The 21,419-nt window shown below is 35.4% G+C and carries 16 protein-coding genes; 2 read left to right on the top strand and 14 right to left on the bottom strand.

The annotated features are described in order from the left end of the window. Positions 1-90 precede the first annotated feature (90 nt). The 13 genes from AC4PID_RS14005 to AC4PID_RS13945 all read right to left on the bottom strand — a co-directional run bounded on the left by AC4PID_RS14005 (position 91) and on the right by AC4PID_RS13945 (position 17,807). Positions 91-1,527: a S1C family serine protease gene (locus AC4PID_RS14005; protein ID WP_492132616.1), complete on the bottom strand. Its 1,437-nt coding sequence runs from the start codon at positions 1,525-1,527 to the stop codon at positions 91-93. Between the two features lie 23 nt (positions 1,528-1,550). Continuing rightward, on the bottom strand, positions 1,551-1,961 hold the full coding sequence (locus AC4PID_RS14000; RefSeq protein WP_492132615.1) for an Hsp20/alpha crystallin family protein: 411 nt from the start codon (positions 1,959-1,961) through the stop codon (positions 1,551-1,553). A gap of 123 nt (positions 1,962-2,084) precedes the next feature. Beyond that, entirely contained in the window at positions 2,085-3,503 is a 1,419-nt protein-coding gene (locus AC4PID_RS13995) for a sensor histidine kinase (protein WP_492132614.1), read from the bottom strand. A gap of 9 nt (positions 3,504-3,512) precedes the next feature. Beyond that, positions 3,513-4,202, bottom strand: a complete 690-nt coding sequence (locus AC4PID_RS13990) for a response regulator transcription factor (protein ID WP_492135383.1) — start codon at positions 4,200-4,202, stop codon at positions 3,513-3,515. Between the two features lie 139 nt (positions 4,203-4,341). Next, positions 4,342-5,769 (bottom strand): aminopeptidase, encoded by a 1,428-nt coding sequence (locus AC4PID_RS13985; protein ID WP_492132613.1) that lies wholly within the window; start codon positions 5,767-5,769, stop codon positions 4,342-4,344. A gap of 79 nt (positions 5,770-5,848) precedes the next feature. Next, positions 5,849-6,499, bottom strand: coding sequence for a response regulator (locus tag AC4PID_RS13980; RefSeq protein ID WP_492132612.1), 651 nt, complete (start codon positions 6,497-6,499; stop codon positions 5,849-5,851). Positions 6,500-6,510: 11 nt separating this feature from the next. Continuing rightward, on the bottom strand, positions 6,511-7,638 hold the full coding sequence (locus AC4PID_RS13975; protein WP_492132611.1) for a sensor histidine kinase: 1,128 nt from the start codon (positions 7,636-7,638) through the stop codon (positions 6,511-6,513). A gap of 113 nt (positions 7,639-7,751) precedes the next feature. Then, entirely contained in the window at positions 7,752-8,198 is a 447-nt protein-coding gene (locus AC4PID_RS13970) for a chemotaxis protein CheW (protein ID WP_492132610.1), read from the bottom strand. A 14-nt stretch (positions 8,199-8,212) separates the two neighbouring features. Continuing rightward, entirely contained in the window at positions 8,213-8,389 is a 177-nt protein-coding gene (locus AC4PID_RS13965) for a DUF896 domain-containing protein (RefSeq protein ID WP_492132609.1), read from the bottom strand. Between the two features lie 67 nt (positions 8,390-8,456). After that, entirely contained in the window at positions 8,457-9,986 is a 1,530-nt protein-coding gene (gene hutH, locus AC4PID_RS13960) for a histidine ammonia-lyase (protein WP_492132608.1), read from the bottom strand. Positions 9,987-10,030: 44 nt separating this feature from the next. Continuing rightward, the gene (locus AC4PID_RS13955) at positions 10,031-11,905 is read right to left on the bottom strand and encodes a YgiQ family radical SAM protein (RefSeq protein ID WP_492132607.1); all 1,875 of its coding nucleotides are present in this window, start codon (positions 11,903-11,905) and stop codon (positions 10,031-10,033) included. A 41-nt stretch (positions 11,906-11,946) separates the two neighbouring features. Beyond that, positions 11,947-17,325, bottom strand: coding sequence for a diguanylate cyclase (locus AC4PID_RS13950; RefSeq protein WP_492132606.1), 5,379 nt, complete (start codon positions 17,323-17,325; stop codon positions 11,947-11,949). A 56-nt stretch (positions 17,326-17,381) separates the two neighbouring features. Then, positions 17,382-17,807 (bottom strand): MarR family winged helix-turn-helix transcriptional regulator, encoded by a 426-nt coding sequence (locus tag AC4PID_RS13945; protein WP_492132605.1) that lies wholly within the window; start codon positions 17,805-17,807, stop codon positions 17,382-17,384. 139 nt (positions 17,808-17,946) lie between these two features. On the opposite strand from AC4PID_RS13945, the gene AC4PID_RS13940 reads away from it, so the two are divergent. Then, the gene (locus AC4PID_RS13940; RefSeq protein WP_492132604.1) at positions 17,947-18,951 is read left to right on the top strand and encodes a M23 family metallopeptidase; all 1,005 of its coding nucleotides are present in this window, start codon (positions 17,947-17,949) and stop codon (positions 18,949-18,951) included. A gap of 17 nt (positions 18,952-18,968) precedes the next feature. Continuing rightward, positions 18,969-19,454: a bactofilin family protein gene (locus AC4PID_RS13935; protein WP_492132603.1), complete on the top strand. Its 486-nt coding sequence runs from the start codon at positions 18,969-18,971 to the stop codon at positions 19,452-19,454. Between the two features lie 67 nt (positions 19,455-19,521). Here AC4PID_RS13935 and AC4PID_RS13930 read toward each other — a convergent pair whose 3' ends face one another. Further along, entirely contained in the window at positions 19,522-21,372 is a 1,851-nt protein-coding gene (locus tag AC4PID_RS13930; RefSeq protein WP_492132602.1) for an LTA synthase family protein, read from the bottom strand. Positions 21,373-21,419: the final 47 nt, after the last annotated feature.

Below are 21,419 nucleotides of genomic sequence, written 5' to 3'. Positions count from 1 at the left end.
GTCAATGTCTTGTTTATGTAATAAAATAAAAGCTACTCTCATCTCTGAGAATAGCTTTTTATGGTCATTTAGTATCACTTGTTGAATCGACTATTGTTTTTGTGTGCCTTTTTCACCCAGCACAACGTTGATTTCCATTTCTTCTTTTTCGTTTCTAACGATTTTAAGTTTAACGGTATCGCCTACCTTATAGGTTGCAAGCTGAGTGGTTAAATCCTCCATATTGTAAATGTTTTGATCGTTCATACCGACGATTAAATCCATTACTTGAAGGCCAGCCTTTTCAGCTGGTGAACCCTCATAAACATACTTAACAAGCACACCCATTGGTATGTTATAGAGTTTAGCAGAGTTCTCATCAACATCTACACCACCTATACCAATAAATGGTCTAGATACGTAGCCTTTGTCCATCAACTCCTGTGCAATCTCCATGACTTTATCTGAAGGAATGGCAAACCCGATACCTTCAACATCGGTTTCAGCTATCTTAGCTGAGTTAATACCGATTAATTCGCCCTTACTGTTCACAAGTGCACCACCAGAGTTACCTGGATTAATTGCGGCATCTGTTTGAATATAAGTCATGTCTGTATCTTCCGATACTTGACGATCAACGGCACTTACGATGCCTGACGTTACAGTATTACTATAGCCGAGTGGATTACCAATTGCGATAGCAACTTCACCAATTTGAAGCTTGCTTGAATCACCAATAGCAATCGGTCTGAGATCCCCTATCAAATCGCTGTTTACATCTGATTTTTGAATCGATATAACTGCTAAGTCAGTGGTTTCATCATATCCTATCAGTTTCGAATCAACGATCTGATCTTTTGCTAACTCAACGACGACATCTGTCGCATCGGAAACCACATGGTAGTTTGTAACGATAAAGAACTGTTTCGAATCTTGATCAATTATTACACCTGAACCTTTTGCAGTTGCTTCTTGTTGATTGTTGAACCAATCGTAAATATAAGACTTGCTGGTTATGCCCACAATTGAGTTACCAACATTTTTATATATTTCACTTACATCCGCATCTGTCATAGTGGTATTGACGCCAGTTTGATCGATGTACTCCTTTACAGATTGATAAATATCTGCCTTGAAATTACTTTCTAGCAATTTGTCAATTTTATCATTGATTGCTGATTCATTTAAATTAATTTGACCATTATAATAGCCAATCGTATAAGTGCTGCCACTAATTAAAACAATTGCGAGCATAACCGTTAAGACAGAAGAGAGTTTAATATGTCTTTTCTTATTCACCTTTATAGGTTTAGCTTCTGTAGCCTCTTCTTTAATTGTAATAAACTCAGGCGGTTTATTGCTTGGTTCTTGCTTTGCTTGCTCTGAATACTCAGTATTTCCTTCTAAGCTAACAGCTTCAATAATATCGCTATTTTCAGCTTTTGAATCTGCCTCATTTTCAACTGACGAATCTTGATTGGTCAATTCTGAATCTTGATCTGTCAATTCTGAATCTAAATATGAATCTTTGCGTTCGTTTTCATCCATCTTGAATCACCTCGTCATAAGATTTAAAACATCGTATGTGAAGCTTTGGGTAATTCAATCTTTAACACGCCATTTTTAAGTGTCGCTTTAATATGATCACTGTCAACATCTTGAACTAAGAAATTGCGTCTAAAGATTCCAAACCTTCTTTCGCGGCGTATAAAATCATATTCCTCATCGTGATCAAGCCCACGCTTTTCAGCAATGATACTTAGATAACTGTTTTCGTAGACAATCGTGATATTTTCAATTGTAAATCCAGGTAACTCGGCTTCTACGACGAAACCCTTGTCATTTTCTCTTACGTCGACGTCAAACGTATTAATGACACTTTCACCCTTCTTGATAGCACAACTGACTTTTTCTTCCATGACATCGTAAAACAGTTGATCCAAAGCTTGTCGATGTTTAGAACCTGTATTCGTCTTCAACAATTTTACACACCTCCTAGACTATACAATAAGGCATTAATTTGAACATTTTATGAATAATACTATAATCATATTTAAAGATTTTGCCACAATAACCCGAAAAAACGAACATAAATGACGTGTTATTTACGACTTGAAAATCTGAGTAGATACAGTAAAAATAAATGCAACACCTATATCTTCATTTGAAAAGACATCAATTTTTTCATGATGTGCTTTAATAATTTCCTTTACAATAGATAGACCCAAACCTGAGGATTTTTTTTCAAGACCTCTTGATTTGTCCAGCTTAGAGAATCGATCCCAGATCATTGACAGTTCTTTCGCGCTAAGTACTTTACCTGTATTGCTCACGCCTACATAAAGCTTGTCATCACGAAACTCTGTTCGAATACTGATAGACCCATCTTCGTTTACAAACTTTGTTGCATTGTCCATAAGATTATAAACCACTCTATGAATCGCCGTATAATCACCATGTGCCAACACTTTTTCTTTCGATAAATCAATCGTCAACTTAACTCGCTTACTAACAATCTTCTGTTCGAAGTTATCCAGTACATTGACAATTAACTCATTTAAATCAAAGTCAGTTTTGTTTAATACCAATGCGCCACTTTCCATTTTCGAAAGGTCCAGTAAATCGTTAATCATTTTAACCAAGCGGTCAATTTCATTCAATACGATCTTTAAATAACGATCCTGTTTTTCGCCATCTATCGTACCATCCAATATCCCTTGTGTGTAACCCTTGATGGTAGTCAGTGGCGTTCTTAAATCGTGAGATAAACTGGATATAAACATTCTCTTTGTATTCTCTTGTTTATTGAGCTCATCTGCCATAACATTAAAGCTCTCTGCAAGTTCGCCCAACTCATCTTTTCTGTTGATGATGATCTTTTTGTCAAAGTTACCTTCAGCAATATATCTCGCTGACTCGTTAATAACATTAATCTCATAACCCATTCGACGCGTGATCATGAAAATTAAAATAACGGCCAACAAACCAGATATCGCAAGTGAAACAAAGATAATAATAGAAACTCTTGAAATGGTATCTTCAATTTCCGGCATCGGCACATTTATAAACATTGCATAAGTGGTTTCACCAACATTGAACGGATAACCAACTCTTAGCATTCTATCTGTATATAGATTTTTATATGAAACTTCTTTACTGGTTGTCTCACCTGCGAAGACTTGCTGAATTTCACTCGCTAAATCAGGAAACTCCTCTAAATTCATCGCAGAACGATCAATTTCAGTCGTATAAAGCTGTCCATCTTCTGTAAACAGCCAAATATTTGCACCCGTATAGCCATCCAGCAGAATCACCTGCTCCTGTAATACATTAAGACTTATGGAATTGACATATCTGCTATTGACGAGCTCTTCGTAATTGGAAACTCTTTTAATAATCAAATCGGTTTCATGGCTGACGAAATAGATGTCAAGAACCGTTCTTACACCTATGATAATCAGTATAAAAGAAATTAAAAAAATCATAATATAGATAAAAGCAAATTTATGAAAAATGGTCTTCATAAAACACCTCTAATCTATTTTAAATTTATACCCAACGCCCCAAACAGTTTTAATTTCCCAACCGTTATCTTCACGTTCAAATTTTTCTCTAAGGCGTTTAATATGAACGTCTACCGTTCTCGTCTCACCAAAGAAATCGTAACCCCAGATATGATCTAGAAGCTGTTCACGAGTAAACACTCTATTGGGATGACTCACTAGGTAATTGAGTAATTCAATTTCTTTAGGTGGTAATTCTAAAATTTCACCAAAGTAAGTAACATTGTAATCTGACATATTTATAGTTAAATTCGGAACAGATACGATTCCTTCGTTTTCAATCTTATCTGAATTTTGAAATCTTCTTATAACCGCTTTAACGCGAGCAGTCATCTCTTTTGGTTCGAACGGCTTAACGATATAATCATCTGCACCAAGCTCTAAGCCTAGTACTTTATCAAAAGTTTCGTCTTTTGCTGTTACCATTATTACTGGCACTGATCCAAGTTTTCTGATTGCTTTCAATGTGTCATAACCATCCATGCCAGGCATCATTATATCAAGCAAAACTAAATCAGGTGTCGTCTTATTAAATGCTTCAATTCCTTTTTCGCCGCTGTCATATTGCTCAACAGAATAACCTTCTTTTGTGAGATATAATGCGATTAGTTCTCTGATATTCTCATCGTCGTCGATTACAAAAATCTGTTTGCTCATAATGCCCTCCTAATTAAAGTAAAAATGAGCATTGTAACAATGCTCATTTACTAGTCTAGAAATATTATACAATACTTTTATGGTTTCTTCCAATTTAACTATTGAATAGGTTGTAAATTATTTGTGACGATATAGGCTTGTTCTAGCGATTCAAGAATGCTTTATACGCTTTGAAAGTCATATAAACGTCAACTTTACTTACGATTTCATATGGTGCATGCATGCTTAGTACAGGAACGCCACAGTCAACAACTTCAGCATTTGAATTTGCTAATATATAAGCAATTGTACCACCACCACCTTGATCAACTTTACCAAGTTCACCAATTTGCCATACAATATCGTTGTCACTAAAGATTTTTCTTACTTCACCTAGAAACTCTGCATTGGCATCGTTACAGCCACCTTTGCCTCTAGCGCCAGTGTACTTAACCAATTGAACACCTTTTCCGATATGAGCCGAGTTACGTTTGTCATATGCCCCAGCATAATTCGGATCAAATGCTGCGCCAACATCTCCAGATAACACTTGTGTGTTTGAAATACACCTTCTTAATAGAAGATCACTAAAGTTCGGTTCTTGAAGTGCGATTAACTCTGCAACGATATTCTCAAAATATCTAGATTGTGAGCCAGTATTACCTTGGCTGCCCACTTCTTCTTTGTCCATAAACATACCGCAAGCAGTTGTTTGAACATTTTCAAGTTCTAGCATAGCTGCAAGTCCTGTATAGCTACAAACGCGATCATCATGTCCGTAAGCAGAGATCATAGAACGGTCAAAACCAAGGTCTTTTGCTTTTCCTGCAGGCACGATTTCAAATTCAGCAGACATAAAATCAGCTTCTTCAATACCGTATTTTTCGCTAAGAATTTTAAGAACATGAAGTTTAACTTTATCTTTTGTTTTATCATCACCGATTGGCATATGACCGACTAAGACATTTAAAGTCTCTCCATCAATACCTTCAGCGAGTGATTTTGAAGCTTGATCCTTAGCAAGATGTGGTAGTAAATCTGTAATTGCTAATACAGGATCATTATCATCTTCACCAATTATAACTTCGATTTTTTCGTTATTTTTATTAAATACAACACCGTGTAAAGCTAACGGAGTAGCTGTCCATTGGTATTTCTTAATGCCACCATAATAGTGTGTTTTAAAGAAAGCCATATCACTATCTTCATAAAGTGGGAATGGTTTTAAATCAATTCTAGGTACATCTATGTGTGCACCAACGATGTTCATACCCTCTTTTAATGGTTTTTCGCCGATTACGAAAAGAACGATCGATTTGTCACGATTCATCGCGTAAATCTTTGAACCAGCATTAATTTTCTCTTTTCCTTCTAAGAAAAGATCAATACTTTTATATCCTTTTTCAACTGCAAGTCTCAAAATCTCGTTAGCACTTTCACGTTCAGTTTTACCTTTATCAAGAAAACGTTTGTAATCTTCATTAAAGTCAAAGCATACCTTTGTTTCTTCTTCGCTTAATGCTTCCCAGGCATTTTTGAAACTGTGTGTTAAAGATTTTGACAATTCTTCAAATGACTTAGAATCTTCCATAATATCCCCCTTGAATTGATTCGCATATCGCTACGCCATATATATAGGATATCTAAATAAATTTATATATTCAAGTCAATTAAATTTTTGTAATATTATGTTTAATTGCATAGAGTGCCGCTTGAGTACGATCAGTTACTTTGATCTTCTTAAAGATGTTTGAAACATGGTTTTTAACGGTCTTCTCAGAGATAAAAAGCTCAATTGCAATTTCTTTATTATTATATCCCTTTGAAATTAGACGGATGACCTCGTACTCTCTTTTCGTAAGGTTATTACCTATAACATCTTCTATGTTTTTATCTTTTCTTTTATACTCTCTGACAAGAATCCCAGAGAGTGTTGGATGGATATAAACCTCACCTTGAACAACCTTCTGGATGGCTTTCACAAGTGATGAAACATCTGCATCTTTAAGTACATAGCCTTCTGCACCTATGTTAATCGTTTCAATAAGATATTCTGCATCTTCATGAATCGTCAACATAATTACTTTGATTTCTGGGTAATCTTGTTTAATTTGCTTTAAGCAGTCGATACCATTCATCACTGGCATATTGATGTCAAGTAGAACCACATCTGGAGATGTCTCTTTAATACTTGCAATTGCCTGTTCACCATCACCAGCTAATGCAACGATTTCGAAGTTTTCTTCCAGTTCTAGTAATTTTTTAATTCCTTCTCGAATTAATGCATGGTCATCGGCAATCATTACTTTAATCTTATTCATATAAGCCTCCGTCAACTATTAGGTATTCTTATTTTGATTGTCGTTCCTTGAAGGTGACCAGAAACGAGCTCTAGTGTTCCGTTGATAATCTCAATTCGTTCCTTCATGTTATATAATCCAAAACCCATTGGGTTAAGCGTCGTTTTATCGACATCGAAGCCTACACCATCATCCGAAATGGTTAGCGTCACTTCTAAATCGCTTATATATAAATCTATGCTGGCTTTTTTACAATTAGAGTGCTTAACAATGTTATTAAACGCTTCTTGAATGACTCTAAAAACCATTAAATTTGTCAGCTGATTATCGATGACAGATGATTGCATAACATTGAAATCGATATGAATATTGGTCGTATCCATTATATTATTGATCAGTTTCTTAATCGTCGGGACTAGTCCTAAATCATCTAGTGACATTGGCATTAAGTCGTATATGATTTTTCTGATGTCTTTAAGTGTAACGCGTACATCCTCTTGAAGCTCTGCAATCTCACGTTTTGCTTTTACAGGAGAGGCGTCGATCATTTTGGAGGCATATTCTGCCTTAAATATGACGTTTGCTAAAGATTGTGCAGGACCATCGTGGATGTCTCTCGAAATCCTCTTCTTCTCGTTCTCTTGAGCTTCGACGATCTTGATGCTCAGATCACGCTTTTGCTTCAAATCTTCTATTTGCTCAAACACGCCACTTGTCAAATACTCTAAGGCAACGCTCACTTTAGTTTCCAAAATCTCTGATTTCTTAATCACTTCAATGCTGTTGCGCATCAGTCTCTCTAGCTCATTTCTTCGTTCTCCAAGTTCCTTTTCCTCTTGTCTTTTGGAGTTCAAAGCTACAATAACCTTTTGTGAAAGCGCATAGGCTTCTTTTATGTCATTTTCAGTAAACTCTTCAAAATGCTCGTTGATGGTTTTAATCATATTTCGCGCCATTTTAGACCGAATTTCAAGCTTATCGACCTCGTTGATCATGATGGTCAACTTTGCCTTAATTCCAATCAACTCTTGTTCATAGGAAATAAAGTCATGTCTAGCCCGTTCGGAAATTTCAAATATTTCTTTTTTTCCCTCTTCAATGGCCGAAGCTGTCTTTTGAATAATCTGATCTAAACTGCCAATTGTTATAGCGTTTTTCACATCAACACCCCATATTTAGTCTAAAGAGTATTATACCATAAAAGCCCACGTGTATATATAACGTGGGCTTTTTTGAATCTTGAGTCCTAGTAATCTAGTAAATATATTCTGTATTATAATCCGGTCAATTCGTCTATCTCTTCATCACTTAAGACGCGGTCAAGGTCAATTACAATTATGAGTTCACCCTTATGGACACACACCTCTGAAATATAAGCATTGTCTCTTTTAATTGCGATTTTAGGTGGCGGTAAAATATCTGCTGTATCAACAGACATCGATTGAGACGCATCGTCAACTAAAAAGCCAATCTGCATATCCCCTTTTCGCGCAATTAAAATTCTCTTTTGATTCATACGTTGTTCAGCTAAGTTAAAGCGCTTTTTCAAGTTGACAACTGGAATAATATCGCCTCTTAAGTTCAATAAACCATCAACGTATGCCGGGCCATTAGGTAGTGGCGTAATTGAGGCATATTCAGTAATTGAAGCTATATGGTTAATGTTTGCTGCGAATTTTTCATCATTCAGCTTAAATATTATATACTGCTTATCTGCCATACAATCACCTCACACTAATCTTTATAAACAATTTCAACGTTATCTAGCTGTTGTTTGAAGTTTTTCCTAAAGGCTTCGAGATACTTCGTTCTAAGTTCTGCTTGCTCAATCGCCTCTGCCTCAGTAAGTCCTTCAGTTTTCTTCTTATTAGCAAGAAAATTAATTCGATCCAACTTATCTTGTCCTAACAAATTTTCACCTTTCTAAGCTTGAGTCTCATTAGCAACCGCTGAATCTCAATTATTCATAAAGATTCTTTTAGGCTTTAAGAGTACCAAGCACTTCTTCTACTCTTGATAAAATTACATTTGACTTTATTATATCATAAATCTTGTTAAAATCTACATTCATTACTCTATCTTCTTCTATTTTGTCAACTACCTCTCTGATGCATTTGTACGCAATAGCAGTTCCTTTGCCAAGCTTACTAGCATCATTAAAATCAATCGCCTGAGCAGCACATAAAAGCTCAATTGCGATTACATTTTGTGCGTTGAATAGTATTTCTTTTGCTTTTCTAGCGGCGATCGTTCCCATACTTACATGGTCTTCTTGATTTGCTGATGAAGGGATAGAGTCGACACTTGCTGGATGTGCCAACACTTTATTTTCTGATACGAGAGCTGCTGCAGCATATTGAGCAATCATAAATCCTGAATGTAAACCACCGTAAGGTGTTAAGAATGCAGGCAAACCACTTAATTGAGGGTTCACAAGTCTCTCTATTCTTCTCTCTGAAACGTTCGCAACTTCAGAAAGCGCTATTCCCAAGAAGTCGAATGGCAATGCCATTGGTTGTCCATGGAAGTTACCCCCTGAAAAAGCAACACCATCTTCAGGAAATAGAATTGGATTATCAGTCACTGCATTGATTTCGATATTGATTTTATCGACTACAAAATTAAGTGCATCTTTAGACGCACCATGAATCTGCGGAATACATCTTAATGTATAGGCATCCTGTACTCTAATTTCACCTTGTCTTGTCGTCAATCCACTTTCTTCAACTAATCTAAGCATATTTGCAGCTGTATCGATTTGACCTTGATGTGGTCTTACTTGATGTAATCTTGGATCAAAGGCATCTGTAATGCCATTCAATGCTTCAAGAGTTAACGCAGCAGAAATATCGCTAAGTTTCACAAGTTGAATCGCTTCATATGCTGCAATCGTGCCTACTGCAGTCATAACTTGTGTGCCATTAATTAAAGCTAAGCCTTCTTTCGAAGTCAATTCTATTGGTTCAATGCCAGCTTGCTTCATTGCTTCAGCTCCTGACATTCTCTCGCCTTTATAAGTCGCTTCTCCAAGTCCTATCATAACTAGAACCATATGAGATAACGGTGCAAGATCACCACTCGCGCCTAAAGATCCTTTCTCAGGAATAATTGGATTAACTCCTTTGTTTAACATATCAACTAAAGTTTGAATCGTCACTGGACGAACACCACTGTGACCTTTTGATAAGTTATTCACTCTAAGAAGCATAATTGCTCTTGCTATTTCTTCAGAGAAAGGATTACCAACACCACAAGCGTGACTGATAATTAAGTTTCTTTGAAGGTCTTTTGTTTCTTCCTTAGAGATAACTACGTCTGAAAATTTACCAAAACCAGTGGTTATGCCATAGACAACCTTTTTAGAATCCACTAACTCATCTACGAATTGTCTAGCTTTTTCTACTTTTATAGCTGCTTCCTCAGAGATGACTACTTCAGCTCCAAATCTAGCAACTTCTAATACTTTATCAATCGTTAAACTTTGACCATCAATCACAACTTTTTTCATAACGCTTCCCCTTTTTGTTGATATTTTGTCTAAATCGTATCAAATTATCGTCTTTTTTGAGTCTTTTGCGTACTTCTATTAGGAGGGTTGCCCTTCCCTGTTTTGACTGGATGTTGACGCTTTTCATTTCGCGGGCGAATGAGTGCTTTATCATGGAATCCGATTAAATCAGTTCTTCCCTCTAAAACAAGCGCTTCATACACTAAATCGTAATTTTTGGGATTTTTATATTGTAGCAATGCGCGCTGCATCGCTTTTTCATGTGTTGATTTTGGCACATAAACAGGTTTCATAGTCCTAGGATCAAGTCCTGTATGGTACATACACGTACTAAGTGTACCTGGCGTTGGATAAAAATCCTGAACCTGCTCTGGTGTATAGTATATATCACGAAGGTACTCAGCAAGCTTAATTGCCGATTTAATTGTACTCCCTGGATGAGAACTCATCAAGTATGGAATGATATACTGGTCTTTGTGTAGCGAAGCATTTATTGAATCAAATGTTTTTACGAAATCCCCATAGAGCTTTCCACTAGGTTTACCCATATAATCTAAAACGGTTTGATCAATATGCTCAGGTGCGACTTTTAGCTGCCCTGAGACGTGATGCTCGCATAAATCTACGAAGAAATCTTTCGAATCATCGTACATTAGATAATCATATCGAATACCACTTCGGATAAAGACCTTTTTGACCCCTTCCATCTCACGAAGCTTTTTCATAAGCTCTGCATAGTCCTCATGATTGACATTCAAATGTTCGCAAGGCTCTGGATAAAGACATTGTCTATGCTTACACGCACCATGCTTTAATTGTTTTTCACACGCTGGATTTCTAAAGTTAGCCGTCGGACCACCAACGTCATGAATATAGCCTTTGAAATCCTTATCTGTAATAATTTCTTGTGCTTCGTCCATAATCGATTCGTGCGATCTAGAGGTAATAATCCTACCTTGATGGAAGCCCAGTGCGCAGAAAGAACAGTTTCCAAAGCAGCCTCTCTCACTGATGATACTCAGCTTAACTTCTGAGATTGCGGGAACGCCTTGTGGCATATAAGATGGATGAACTTCTCTTTGATATCCAAGTTTAAACACCCAGTCAAAATCTTTTCTTTCTAAAGGTCTTGCAGGTAGATTTTGAACGATATAAGAGTTCTGATGTTTTTGTGCTATGATTTTACCTCTAATTGGATCTTGTTCATCATAGAGTATTTTAAAACTCTTAGCATAGGCCACTTTATCTGTTGATACGACTTCAAAAGAATCGATTTCAAGTGCACCGGGAACATTTGACAAATCATCTGTTATAAAACAAGTCCCAGGAATATGCTGAATGTACTTCACATCTATCCCATTGTCTAAGAACTCAGCAATCTCAACAATTTGAGATTCCCCCATTCCAAACACGAGTAAATCCGCACCACTATCAAAAAGGACTGAACGACGCACTTTATCATCCCAATAATCATAGTGTGCAAATCGTCTAAGCGAGGCTTCAATCCCACCTATAATTATAGGCATATCTTTAAAGGATTTACGAATCAGGTTGGTATAAACGATGGTTGCACGATCTGGTCTTAACCCCATTTCGCCACCAGGAGAATAATTATCAGTCGTTCTTTTTCTTCTCGACACATAGTAGTGGTTAACCATAGAATCCATATTTCCAGCAGTAACCAAGAAACCCAATCTAGGTGTTCCTAAGGCCTTAACGCTTTCAGGATCATTCCAGTTGGGCTGAGCAATAATCCCTACTTTAAACCCAGCATCAAGCAAAACCCTGCCAATAATGGCAGGACCAAAGCTCGGATGGTCAACATACGCATCTCCAGAAACGAGCACGAAGTCTACAGCATCCCATTCTAATCGGTTTAAATCCTCCCTATTCATCGGGAGAAAGTCATTTAAAATCATTTGTTTCCCTTTCCAAATCGTTACAGCTTAATGCCATAACATCAAAATAAAATATGTTCAAGAACAGGTCTTAACGATTCTACAAAGTTAAAATTGCTAAAATCAAATTCTTTAACTTTAATTCTAACTGATATAGCCAATAGTCCACAATTGTCTTCTGAATGAAAACTCATAAAAATATATGATTTCCAATCAGGCATAATGGCATCATCTATAGCAAGTGCATCTTTGTCTGTAATTTCTTCCCAATCGATAAAATAATGACTCTGATTGGTGCCAGTAAACTGCTCGATGAGTCTTTGATCTAATATTTGTTTATCGACAATCTCATCAAATCCTTTTTTCTTATACAAGATATCTTGAATTTGACCCTTTTTATCAAATTTTATGAACTGTATCTCATCACCCTCTGTGATATCCAGTAGTGAAATGAAGGTGTTTTTTATACCATCCTTTTGACTATGACCATGATTCAATTGATTGATAATGTCTAGAATGGCTTGCATGTTTCTTGTATCAGATGAAATATTCCCAGTTAAAATCCCAGTTAAACGGTCATAGCGGTGCCCTTCTTTGATTAAGTTATCGTCCCAACTGGTTGATCGATTTCGCCCGTTGTTTTTACTATAATACAGCGCTTGATCAGCTTTTTCTATCAACTCTTCTTCATTGGCACCGTCAATTGGATAGGTCGCAATCCCTAAGCTAACAGTTAAAGGATGTTCTTCTCCTAAAAGTTTACTTTCCTGAACTAAGAGCCTAATTTTCTCAGCGACCTTATAACCGCTAGAAGCATCCGTTTCAGGTAAGATAATGACAAACTCTTCACCACCATATCGCCCGACAAAATCTGTGTTACGAACTGATTTTAATAAAAGCTCACCAATGACAGAAAGGATTTCATCACCTTTTCTATGACCATACGTATCATTGACGTTTTTAAACTTATCAATATCTAACATAATGACGGATAAGCTATAATTCTGTTGTCTAGAGATACTCATAAGCACAGCAAATTGCTGTTCTATATGCTTTCTTAGATAAACGCCTGTAAGTTTATCAATCGTCGATAGCTTCTTGAGATTATAGTTGTCTATAAACACATAAATCAAGTTGATAAACGATTTCGCCTGTTCAAAAGTATAATCATTGAATCGATTAATGACATTTGTTGTATCCAAAAACACATAACCACTGATTTTTTTCTTCGAAGAAAAAATATCATCTCGACGCTTTTCCCCATCCTTACGATCTGCAGAAGCCTCGTAGATAGGAAAACAGATCATCGCTTTTTGATCTTCTGATAAAAGCTGAATATTGGTATGCGGATTGAGCTTAGAAATATGAATGCCCTCAATATCATTACCAAAATTATTAATCAGCTTTATTATGTCATAATCTGGTGTAGATGCTTCTGTTCGAATAACTTCACTAATGTTATCGTTTTCATCCAAAAGATAAATAAAGGCACGTTCACCAATCGTCAGCTGCTGTAAATATTTTAAAATCAGCTTAAGATTTGTAATCTCATCCTTCTCTAAATGCTTAATTAAGTCAATTGAGCTCTCATACTTTTCACTTTCCGATAAATCATAATTTTTATAAACTAGGTTCAAAAACTCTGAATTGTTGTAAAGTAAATTAAACTGACTAAGATCAAAGAAATCCTCTACCGTATCGATTCTACCTTCTGAAATCACGCCATAACGCGTCCCCTCGAAATTAAGTAAAATCCTGATGATTTTATTGATTTTATTTTTTAAAGCCATTTTCAAATCATCGTGTAGGATATAGGTTTCTTTAAACTCATATGGAATGTTCGCAGTTAAATCAGCGATGACATCAAGTGCCATTAAATAGTATTTTAATGCCTCATAAGTGTTGTTCTTATCGTAATACTCATTGCCTAATATATAGTAAACGCGCCATAAAAACTCTGCAGACTGCTCTTTAATTTGATCGAGAAGAGAAACGGTTCTCTCAATAGAATAATCAGAAAAACAAGCTTCTATAAAATCTCTTTTCAATCGCACCAATTTGGTATTATATCTTTTCATTAGTGCGTTGTCAATTTGAAGTAGCTTTTCAGCCTGTAGATAATCTCTCTCTACTATAATATCAATTAATAGCTCTAGAACGAACTCTCTAAGTAGCTTTGATTCAGCTGGGTTTTCGGTAATCTCAAAAAGAGTTTCTATCTCTGCAATAGGTAAAACACGCTTTGAAACGCCTTCACTCAATTGAGGGATTGCCTGGTGTTCTTTTCTATAGCTTAGTTTTAAATCTATAATTTTTAAACGATATTTTCTATAATCGTCTACAACATCATCTGCATTAAACTCATATCGCCACTGATTAACTTTCATAATGCTGTTCATGGTTAGGAAATATTCAAAGTGAAGTAAGTAAAAATCCAATTTGTCATAATCTCTATTTTGAATAATACCAATCTCATGCTCTAATCTAGCAATCAGTTTATGCGTCTTACCATATTGCTCATCTAAAAGCTTACCATGACATAAATTGAGGAGTGCCAATATGATCATGGTTTTGTCACCCACGGTTTCAGCCATTTGATAAGATTCATCAAAATACTTATTTGCCATCTCGTAACGACCTTCAATGCGATAAGTCTCGCCAAGGTTGTTCAGATAAACAGGCAGGTTCATAAAATAGTTTTTTGAATTTGCCTTCGTATATGCTTTTCTAAAGTAATCACGCGCAACAATATAATCACCATATCCATCTAGATAGATGACGCCAAAGTTATTATAGGCTTTCACGATATTTTCGTCGTCTTCAATTTCTTTATGCAATTTTAAGCTTTCAGTAAAAGCTTCAATACTCTCGTCAAACTTGTTGTTATAAAGACTGTTGATTCCCTTCTCATTTTCGAAAACCGCATTGTGATAAGTTAATTGGTGCTTTTTACTTAATTCAAGACATTCTAGTGCAAGTTTTTCATGTGCTACAAGCTCGCCGCGACTGATTAAGCATCTAGAAATAATATAACCGGCTCTAAGCTCACCGTCGATATATTCAATACTCCGTGCTGATTCTTGTGCTTCTCTTGCGAGTTCCTCTGATCTTGTAATGTCATTTTTAAAATACAAGATATATGCATTTTCAATTTTCAGATCAATCAAACGCTCTTTTGCTTCTTCAGGAATGATTGTATAAGTGAACTCAACCTTTTCTATTGCACGCTCAAGTCGACCTGCTTTTATTAATAATTTTATTAGCTGAATCGCATAATCCACAACTTTAATATTATCGTTTTGTTTCAAGTACAGTTCTAGTCCCTGCTCCATGAGATCAATTGCTTTATGAATGTTTGATTTGTCCATGTAAACTTTTGAAAAAGTCATACAATAATCTGCAGCTTTAGGAAGGTCCTCACTTGCAACAAGATAATCGATTAAAGACTCATTGATTTCTCCATAATCTGTAAACTTCTTTTCAAATAAACCGGATGCTTTTTGAGAAATTGCAATCACTTCTTCACTCGAAAGTGTGTCGTAAAAGGCTTTTCTCATTTCATTTGTATGAAAGACGAAAACGTATTCAACGTCGCTGATTCTCTTATTTAAAATGTGTTTTTCTTCCATTTCATAGATAAAGTAATAGCCGAACTCTTCTTCTACATCAGCAAAATTAATTAATGTTTGCATGCTAAATGAGCCCTTCAGTACTGATAACTTTCTAAGGACTTCATAATGCTCTCTTTTTATACTATTGATAATAGTATCGAAATCTTCCTTCTTCTGATCCACATAGTCAAAGGTAAAGCTATCATCCACTTCATCAAAATTCCAAACCATTCTTTGATCGTCAAAATAGATAACATTGTCATACCAAAGACGTTTTACAAGTCTTTTAGTAACACTCGCTTTCCCCTGATTTTCAAGCATTAAGCGGTGTGTCAACTTATATGGAATATAATTTAGGCCAAGCAAAGCCTTTACCATTTGACCGGTCTCTTCTAGATTGAGTGATGACAGTTTAAAATGGGTGATTACCTCATCGTACTTTTTAAACGATGTATCTTCTTCTGAAGTTGCTGCAATAACGAAGTAATTGCTCGTCCCCTTATATTCAAAGAGCATTTCATAAAAGGTACGTTCTACTTTGCTAATCTTATCAAAATCATCTATTAAAAAAAGGAAAAACTTGTTGCTGGTATAATCGATAAAGAAATTAAACACTCGATTTAAAATTCGTAGATACTGATTCTTTATATCAATGCTTTTAACGTCTTTAATATTCCATTGGACTGCCAACTCAGGCACAAGACAAACAAGCTCTTGACCATATTTCTGAATGAGCATAGGAGAGACGTCGTCTTGCGCAGAAATGTGCCTTATAAGAGCTTTAGTTGTATAGAATACATCTGAATAATCCGTAGGTCTTAATTGAATATAATTATAACGACTAAACTTAGAGATGTAGAAGATTTCATTTAGGACTCTCGTTTTACCGCTTCCCATCTCGCCTTGAATCATAATGCCATGCTGATTTAAGGCTTTTCTACTTTTTAAACTTAAAAGGCGTTTTACATCCTTTATCAGTGAGTCTCTACCAATTAAACGGGTACTTTCGTTGATTTTGTCATAGTATTTTACATCGCCATGATCAACCTCAATCCAAATCAAACTCGACAATTCTGAGATGAAGCGGTCAATGTTCTCATGTCTTTCATCTCTAATTTGACTGGTTGCTTTCATAATCATTCTTTGTATTTCGTTATTATGACCACTTCCAATTAAAGTTTGAAGGGATTTTGTTCTGTAATCAATTCTGTAATACAAATAATAGACCATAGCGCCTAACGAGTAGATATCTACTTGTTCATTTGTCTCCTCACCCCAAACGATCTCTGGGGCAATGAATTGACTAAAGCGTTCATGGTCCATTTTAAAATAATAATCATTGATGAAGTTACTTGCGATGTCTTTTAGCTTAAGTTGTATACTGCCCTCTTTTTTAAGTAGAATCAACTGATCAAAATTGAGGTACTTATATACGATTCCTCTAAAATGCAGATATCTTATCGCTTTACATAACTGTGCAATAACGCTATTGATTTCGGATTTATTCAATTCAATGTAATTGACAATATCTGAGTCTTCATAATGTTCATAAGTATAGAAATACTGTTTCCGATTAACTCGATTGCCATTTACCGTTAAAATCGCTTGAAATTCATAATTAGAAAGTACATTTTCATGTACAATTGTTTTTAACTCGACAAATTGTTCCTCCATCTGCTTGATAAAGTCATAGTTGGACATTTCAGTGTCGAAAATTCTAATACGTTTAATTTCTTTATTTTTTGCCTTGTCTGATACGAGATATTCTATAAAACTACTGTCTTTATGCAATAATCTTATGACATCGTATCGATCATTAATAACCTTCAACTGAACATTCCTCCTACACAAATTATCTTAACAAACTATTAGACAATTGCATTTCACTATAACTCAACTTTTTCGTTAAAGATACCAAATCCTCTATCGATGGCATCAATTGTCTCTTCATCAAGCTCCGTTAATATGCTCTCTACATAATTGACGCGGTTGTCCATAACTAGCTTTATCAAATCATGCCCTTTTTGAAGTACCACTATACGCACAATTCTTCTGTCATTTTCATCTTTTACTCGCTTAACAAGTTCATTTCTCTCCATACGATCTAAAAGATCTGTCACAGTACTACAAGCTAGGTACATCTGACTGCTCAATTCACCGATAGTGAGATTATCTTGTTTTCTTAGATATTGTAATGCTTCGAATTGTGGTGGCGTTATATCAACATCATTTAAGATTTCTCTTCCTTTTTTCTTAATTTTATAGCAAACTCTACGTAAGTTTTCCTCTATTCTAATCGTTCTTTCGTTCATTTATAAACCTCCATAGTCTTCTCTTATATTCTATTTTACAGAATAAATATAGTTAGGTAAACTAAATTCTCCATTAACATTGTTTTTTTATCAGAAACTATGGTACAATATATTAAGTTTTTATTACAACGGGGGTAATATGGAAAAAATTAAAAATTACTTTATGCGTAATAAAGTAACTATAATGATCATACCTAACGCTGAAAAATCAATAAAGCAATGGAAGTTTAATATAGCAATCGCTTTTATCATTTTGGTTGGGTTAATCTTGGTCAATGTGACACTACTTATCAATACGATTACATCAAACTATATCTCACAATCGCTTAGCACAGAAAATTCGCAGCTCTCAACCGACTTGCTAATGACTCAGGATAAAATTGCATTACTTGAAAACATTAACTCTAATAAAACCGAAGAAATTACAAAGCTGAAAGAATCTCTTCAAAGTTCAAATGACTTTCTAGTTGCGAGATTAACTGAAATGGAACAAACACAGGCTTATGTAACCCAATTGGTGACCCTTTTCAATGAAGAAACTAATTCAGATGTAAAAGCACCGATCAGTCGATCCTTTAATCGTGAGCTTGATTCAAGCCAATCTCAAAGTGCTGAATTAAGTGCTGATGACGTCTTATTATCTGACATCAATGCCCTTATTACTAATGATGAGATTTCTGTTATTATAGCTGAGCAAACTCAAGCTTATAACGATCTTGTTAGTTCAATGGAATCACAATTAAGCTATTTAGATGCTCGTCCTGACTATTATCCAGCTAAGGGTACATATAGCTCACCATTTGGATATAGAAAAGACCCGATTACGGGAAAAACAGCACTTCACAATGGTATCGATATCAGCAATAAGGTTGGTACGCCAATTTATGCAGCTGGTACTGGTATCGTCACCTTTGCAGGATATGACGGCAACTTTGGTAACGTCTTGATCATCGATCACGGTTATGGCTATGAATCCGTTTATGCGCATTGTAAAACCTTACTTTATAGCCCAGGAGATGAAATAACAAAAGGCACACAAGTGGCTACCATCGGTCAAACCGGAAGAACAACCGGACCTCATCTACATTTTGAGATTCGATATAACGGTACACCAATTAATCCACTTAAGATACTCAACCAATAGTTAATTAGGAGGCTGAAATGTTTCAAAGAAAAGAAATGGAAGTAAACTTCGATATTATCATAGGTCCTAACTCTATTATCAGAGGAGATATTGAAAGTGAAGGTAGTATTAGAGTCGATGGCAAAATCTATGGCAATATAACTGCATTAGGTAATGTCATTATTAGTGAAAATGCTTTTGTCAAAGGTGATATTACAAGCGTTAACGCTGATATCTACGGTAGCTGTGAAGGTAATGTTCACGTAAAAGGTAAAATTAACATTCATCAAAACTCTTCACTTCTTGGAGATATTATTGCAAAAAGCTTTAACACAAAAGAAGGCTCTACATTTAAGGGGAATTGTGTTGTTGATCCAAATGAGGAACTGGTTATCAACGTCAATATAAACGAATCGACAGATACAAACCTAGTTGATTTTACTAAGCCAGGTAACAAGCAAAATAAAGATAATAAAAACGAAAATAGCGATAAAAATCAAAATCTTGAGGATAAAAAAGCATAAAGAATAAAAAAGGGCTGATTCATGTAATATCATGAATCAGCCCTTTTAGTATTATTGTGTAACCAGCCTATTCAATTTCAAATTTACTATTCTTATTCATTAGCTCAGTGACAATGTCCATTACCGAATCGGACTCTGTTATTTTTTTGCTTAAATTGATTCTTTTAATGGCATACTCATATCCTTCTCTACAGCTTGCGATATCAATAGGTTCATGAGTATCACGCGTATAAGCGGTTGAGTTTTCAAAGACACCATCTCTTGCAATTTGGAACACTTTTTCATCATCTATGAAAGAGCCTTTTTCCATAAAAGTCTGAGTTGCCACAAATCCAGATTCTGAATTAAGTAGATCTTGTCCAAGTGTTAGATAATTGTTCTTTATCCCTAGTAAATTCAATAAGGTTGGCAATAGATCAATTTGACCACCTGTGATTTCCTTTGTCACAGAGACTCCCGATCCAGGAATGTGAAATACCAAAGGAATGTTGAACATTTCTTCAAATGTATAAGGAACGCCTAAAAAGTTCTCCATCCTCTCAAGTGCAACCTCATCCTCCATACCTATTCCAAAATGATCACCATAGAATACAATAATAGAATCTTCATAAAGCCCCTCTTCTTTTAAACCTTCAATAAACTCACCAAAGGCATCATCCATATAGTGTACCGATTGGATATAATGTCCGAAGAAGTTGTCGTCAGCTTCATCCAGTTGAATCCATTTCTTATCATCTGGTAAAGTAAAAGGCTTGTGAGAGGACAATGTCACTAAAAAATTGAAATTCTTACCTTCTTGACTTTTAAGCATTGGTAAAGTTTGTTCAAAGAAGTCGTGATCATCAAGTCCAAAAACTATCTTTTCACCCAGTACATAATCAGGTTCAAAATGGCTCAATTCAAAGCCTTCTTGAGGATAGATATTTTCTCGGTTCCAAAAGCTTGCTTCAAAGCCATGATAAGAGGTAGCTGAATAACCATTCTCTCTTAAAATCCAAGGCATACCATAAAAATTATTATTTTCATAGACATTGTAGGTATTGCCTGTAGTAATTGCATATAGTGAATTTAGTGTTGTAAACTCAGCATCAGAAGTATTCCCTTTGCCTATCATTTGATAGTAATGGTCAAAATAAATTGAATCCTCTTTCAATAGTTTATTGATATTTGGTGTGATTTCTTGCCCATTGTAATACTTACCAATAAGCGCATTTTGCAAAGATTCAATCTGAACAACATAGACGTTTCTCTTCTCTGCAGCCAATCCAAAGTAATTACCCGAAAGGCTGTCTCGATAATCCGATCGCATTTCATCGACAACAGCATTACGCTCTTCATTGGTTAGATTACCATTCTCTGTATCCAATGAAATCAAATCATATACATGGTAATTAAAAAACTCATACTTTTTAATTCCAGTATAGATGGATGAAAATGAAATACTTAGAATTATAGTTGGTAAAACAATAAGTGTCAGTATAAATGATAGCTTATGAGCAAATAGTTCTAATTTGTTTTTGTTCTTTGTTAAAACGACATACACGATGATATCGATGAATAATATCAAATCGGTTGGCTTAAATATCAACACAATAATAGATGTTACGGAACCAACAAAGGTCGCTTGATTCATTAGCTTTACTGATAAAAAATCATTAAAGTACCTGAAATACAACAAATCTCCAAACATGATCGTTGTAATTGCCAAGCTGACAACAATGTACCATTTTCTCAATTTATATAGTAATGTTAGCAATAAAAAAAGCACCGATACGGTAACGACGCTATAGCTGATCTTATTGAGAGGCATTCCTGTAGAAAAATTGAAATAATTGACTTTAATTAAATAACATATAATGAGTATAATAGCGTGTTTGATTGTGTCGCTTCTAAAATTGACTTTGTGCAGCAATTTCATGTCACACCTCCATATCGTGATTATATGCTTCACATATGCGGAATACA

It is taken from the genome of Fusibacter sp. QWL-12 (assembly GCF_058683495.1).
The sequence above is the reverse complement of the archived record's forward strand: the minus strand, read 5'-3'. Positions and strand labels throughout refer to the sequence as shown.

Excerpts from the sequence above, each read along its gene's own strand:
- AC4PID_RS14005 (WP_492132616.1), bottom strand. The coding sequence starts at position 1,527 with ATGGATGAAAACGAACGCAAAGATTCATATTTAGATTCAGAATTGACA.
- AC4PID_RS13995 (WP_492132614.1), bottom strand. The coding sequence starts at position 3,503 with ATGAAGACCATTTTTCATAAATTTGCTTTTATCTATATTATGATTTTT.
- AC4PID_RS13985 (WP_492132613.1), bottom strand. The coding sequence starts at position 5,769 with ATGGAAGATTCTAAGTCATTTGAAGAATTGTCAAAATCTTTAACACAC.
- AC4PID_RS13980 (WP_492132612.1), bottom strand. The coding sequence starts at position 6,499 with ATGAATAAGATTAAAGTAATGATTGCCGATGACCATGCATTAATTCGA.
- AC4PID_RS13970 (WP_492132610.1), bottom strand. The coding sequence starts at position 8,198 with ATGGCAGATAAGCAGTATATAATATTTAAGCTGAATGATGAAAAATTC.
- hutH (WP_492132608.1), bottom strand. The coding sequence starts at position 9,986 with ATGAAAAAAGTTGTGATTGATGGTCAAAGTTTAACGATTGATAAAGTA.
- AC4PID_RS13955 (WP_492132607.1), bottom strand. The coding sequence starts at position 11,905 with ATGATTTTAAATGACTTTCTCCCGATGAATAGGGAGGATTTAAACCGA.
- AC4PID_RS13945 (WP_492132605.1), bottom strand. The coding sequence starts at position 17,807 with ATGAACGAAAGAACGATTAGAATAGAGGAAAACTTACGTAGAGTTTGC.
- AC4PID_RS13940 (WP_492132604.1), top strand. The coding sequence starts at position 17,947 with ATGGAAAAAATTAAAAATTACTTTATGCGTAATAAAGTAACTATAATG.
- AC4PID_RS13935 (WP_492132603.1), top strand. The coding sequence starts at position 18,969 with ATGTTTCAAAGAAAAGAAATGGAAGTAAACTTCGATATTATCATAGGT.
- AC4PID_RS13930 (WP_492132602.1), bottom strand. The coding sequence starts at position 21,372 with ATGAAATTGCTGCACAAAGTCAATTTTAGAAGCGACACAATCAAACAC.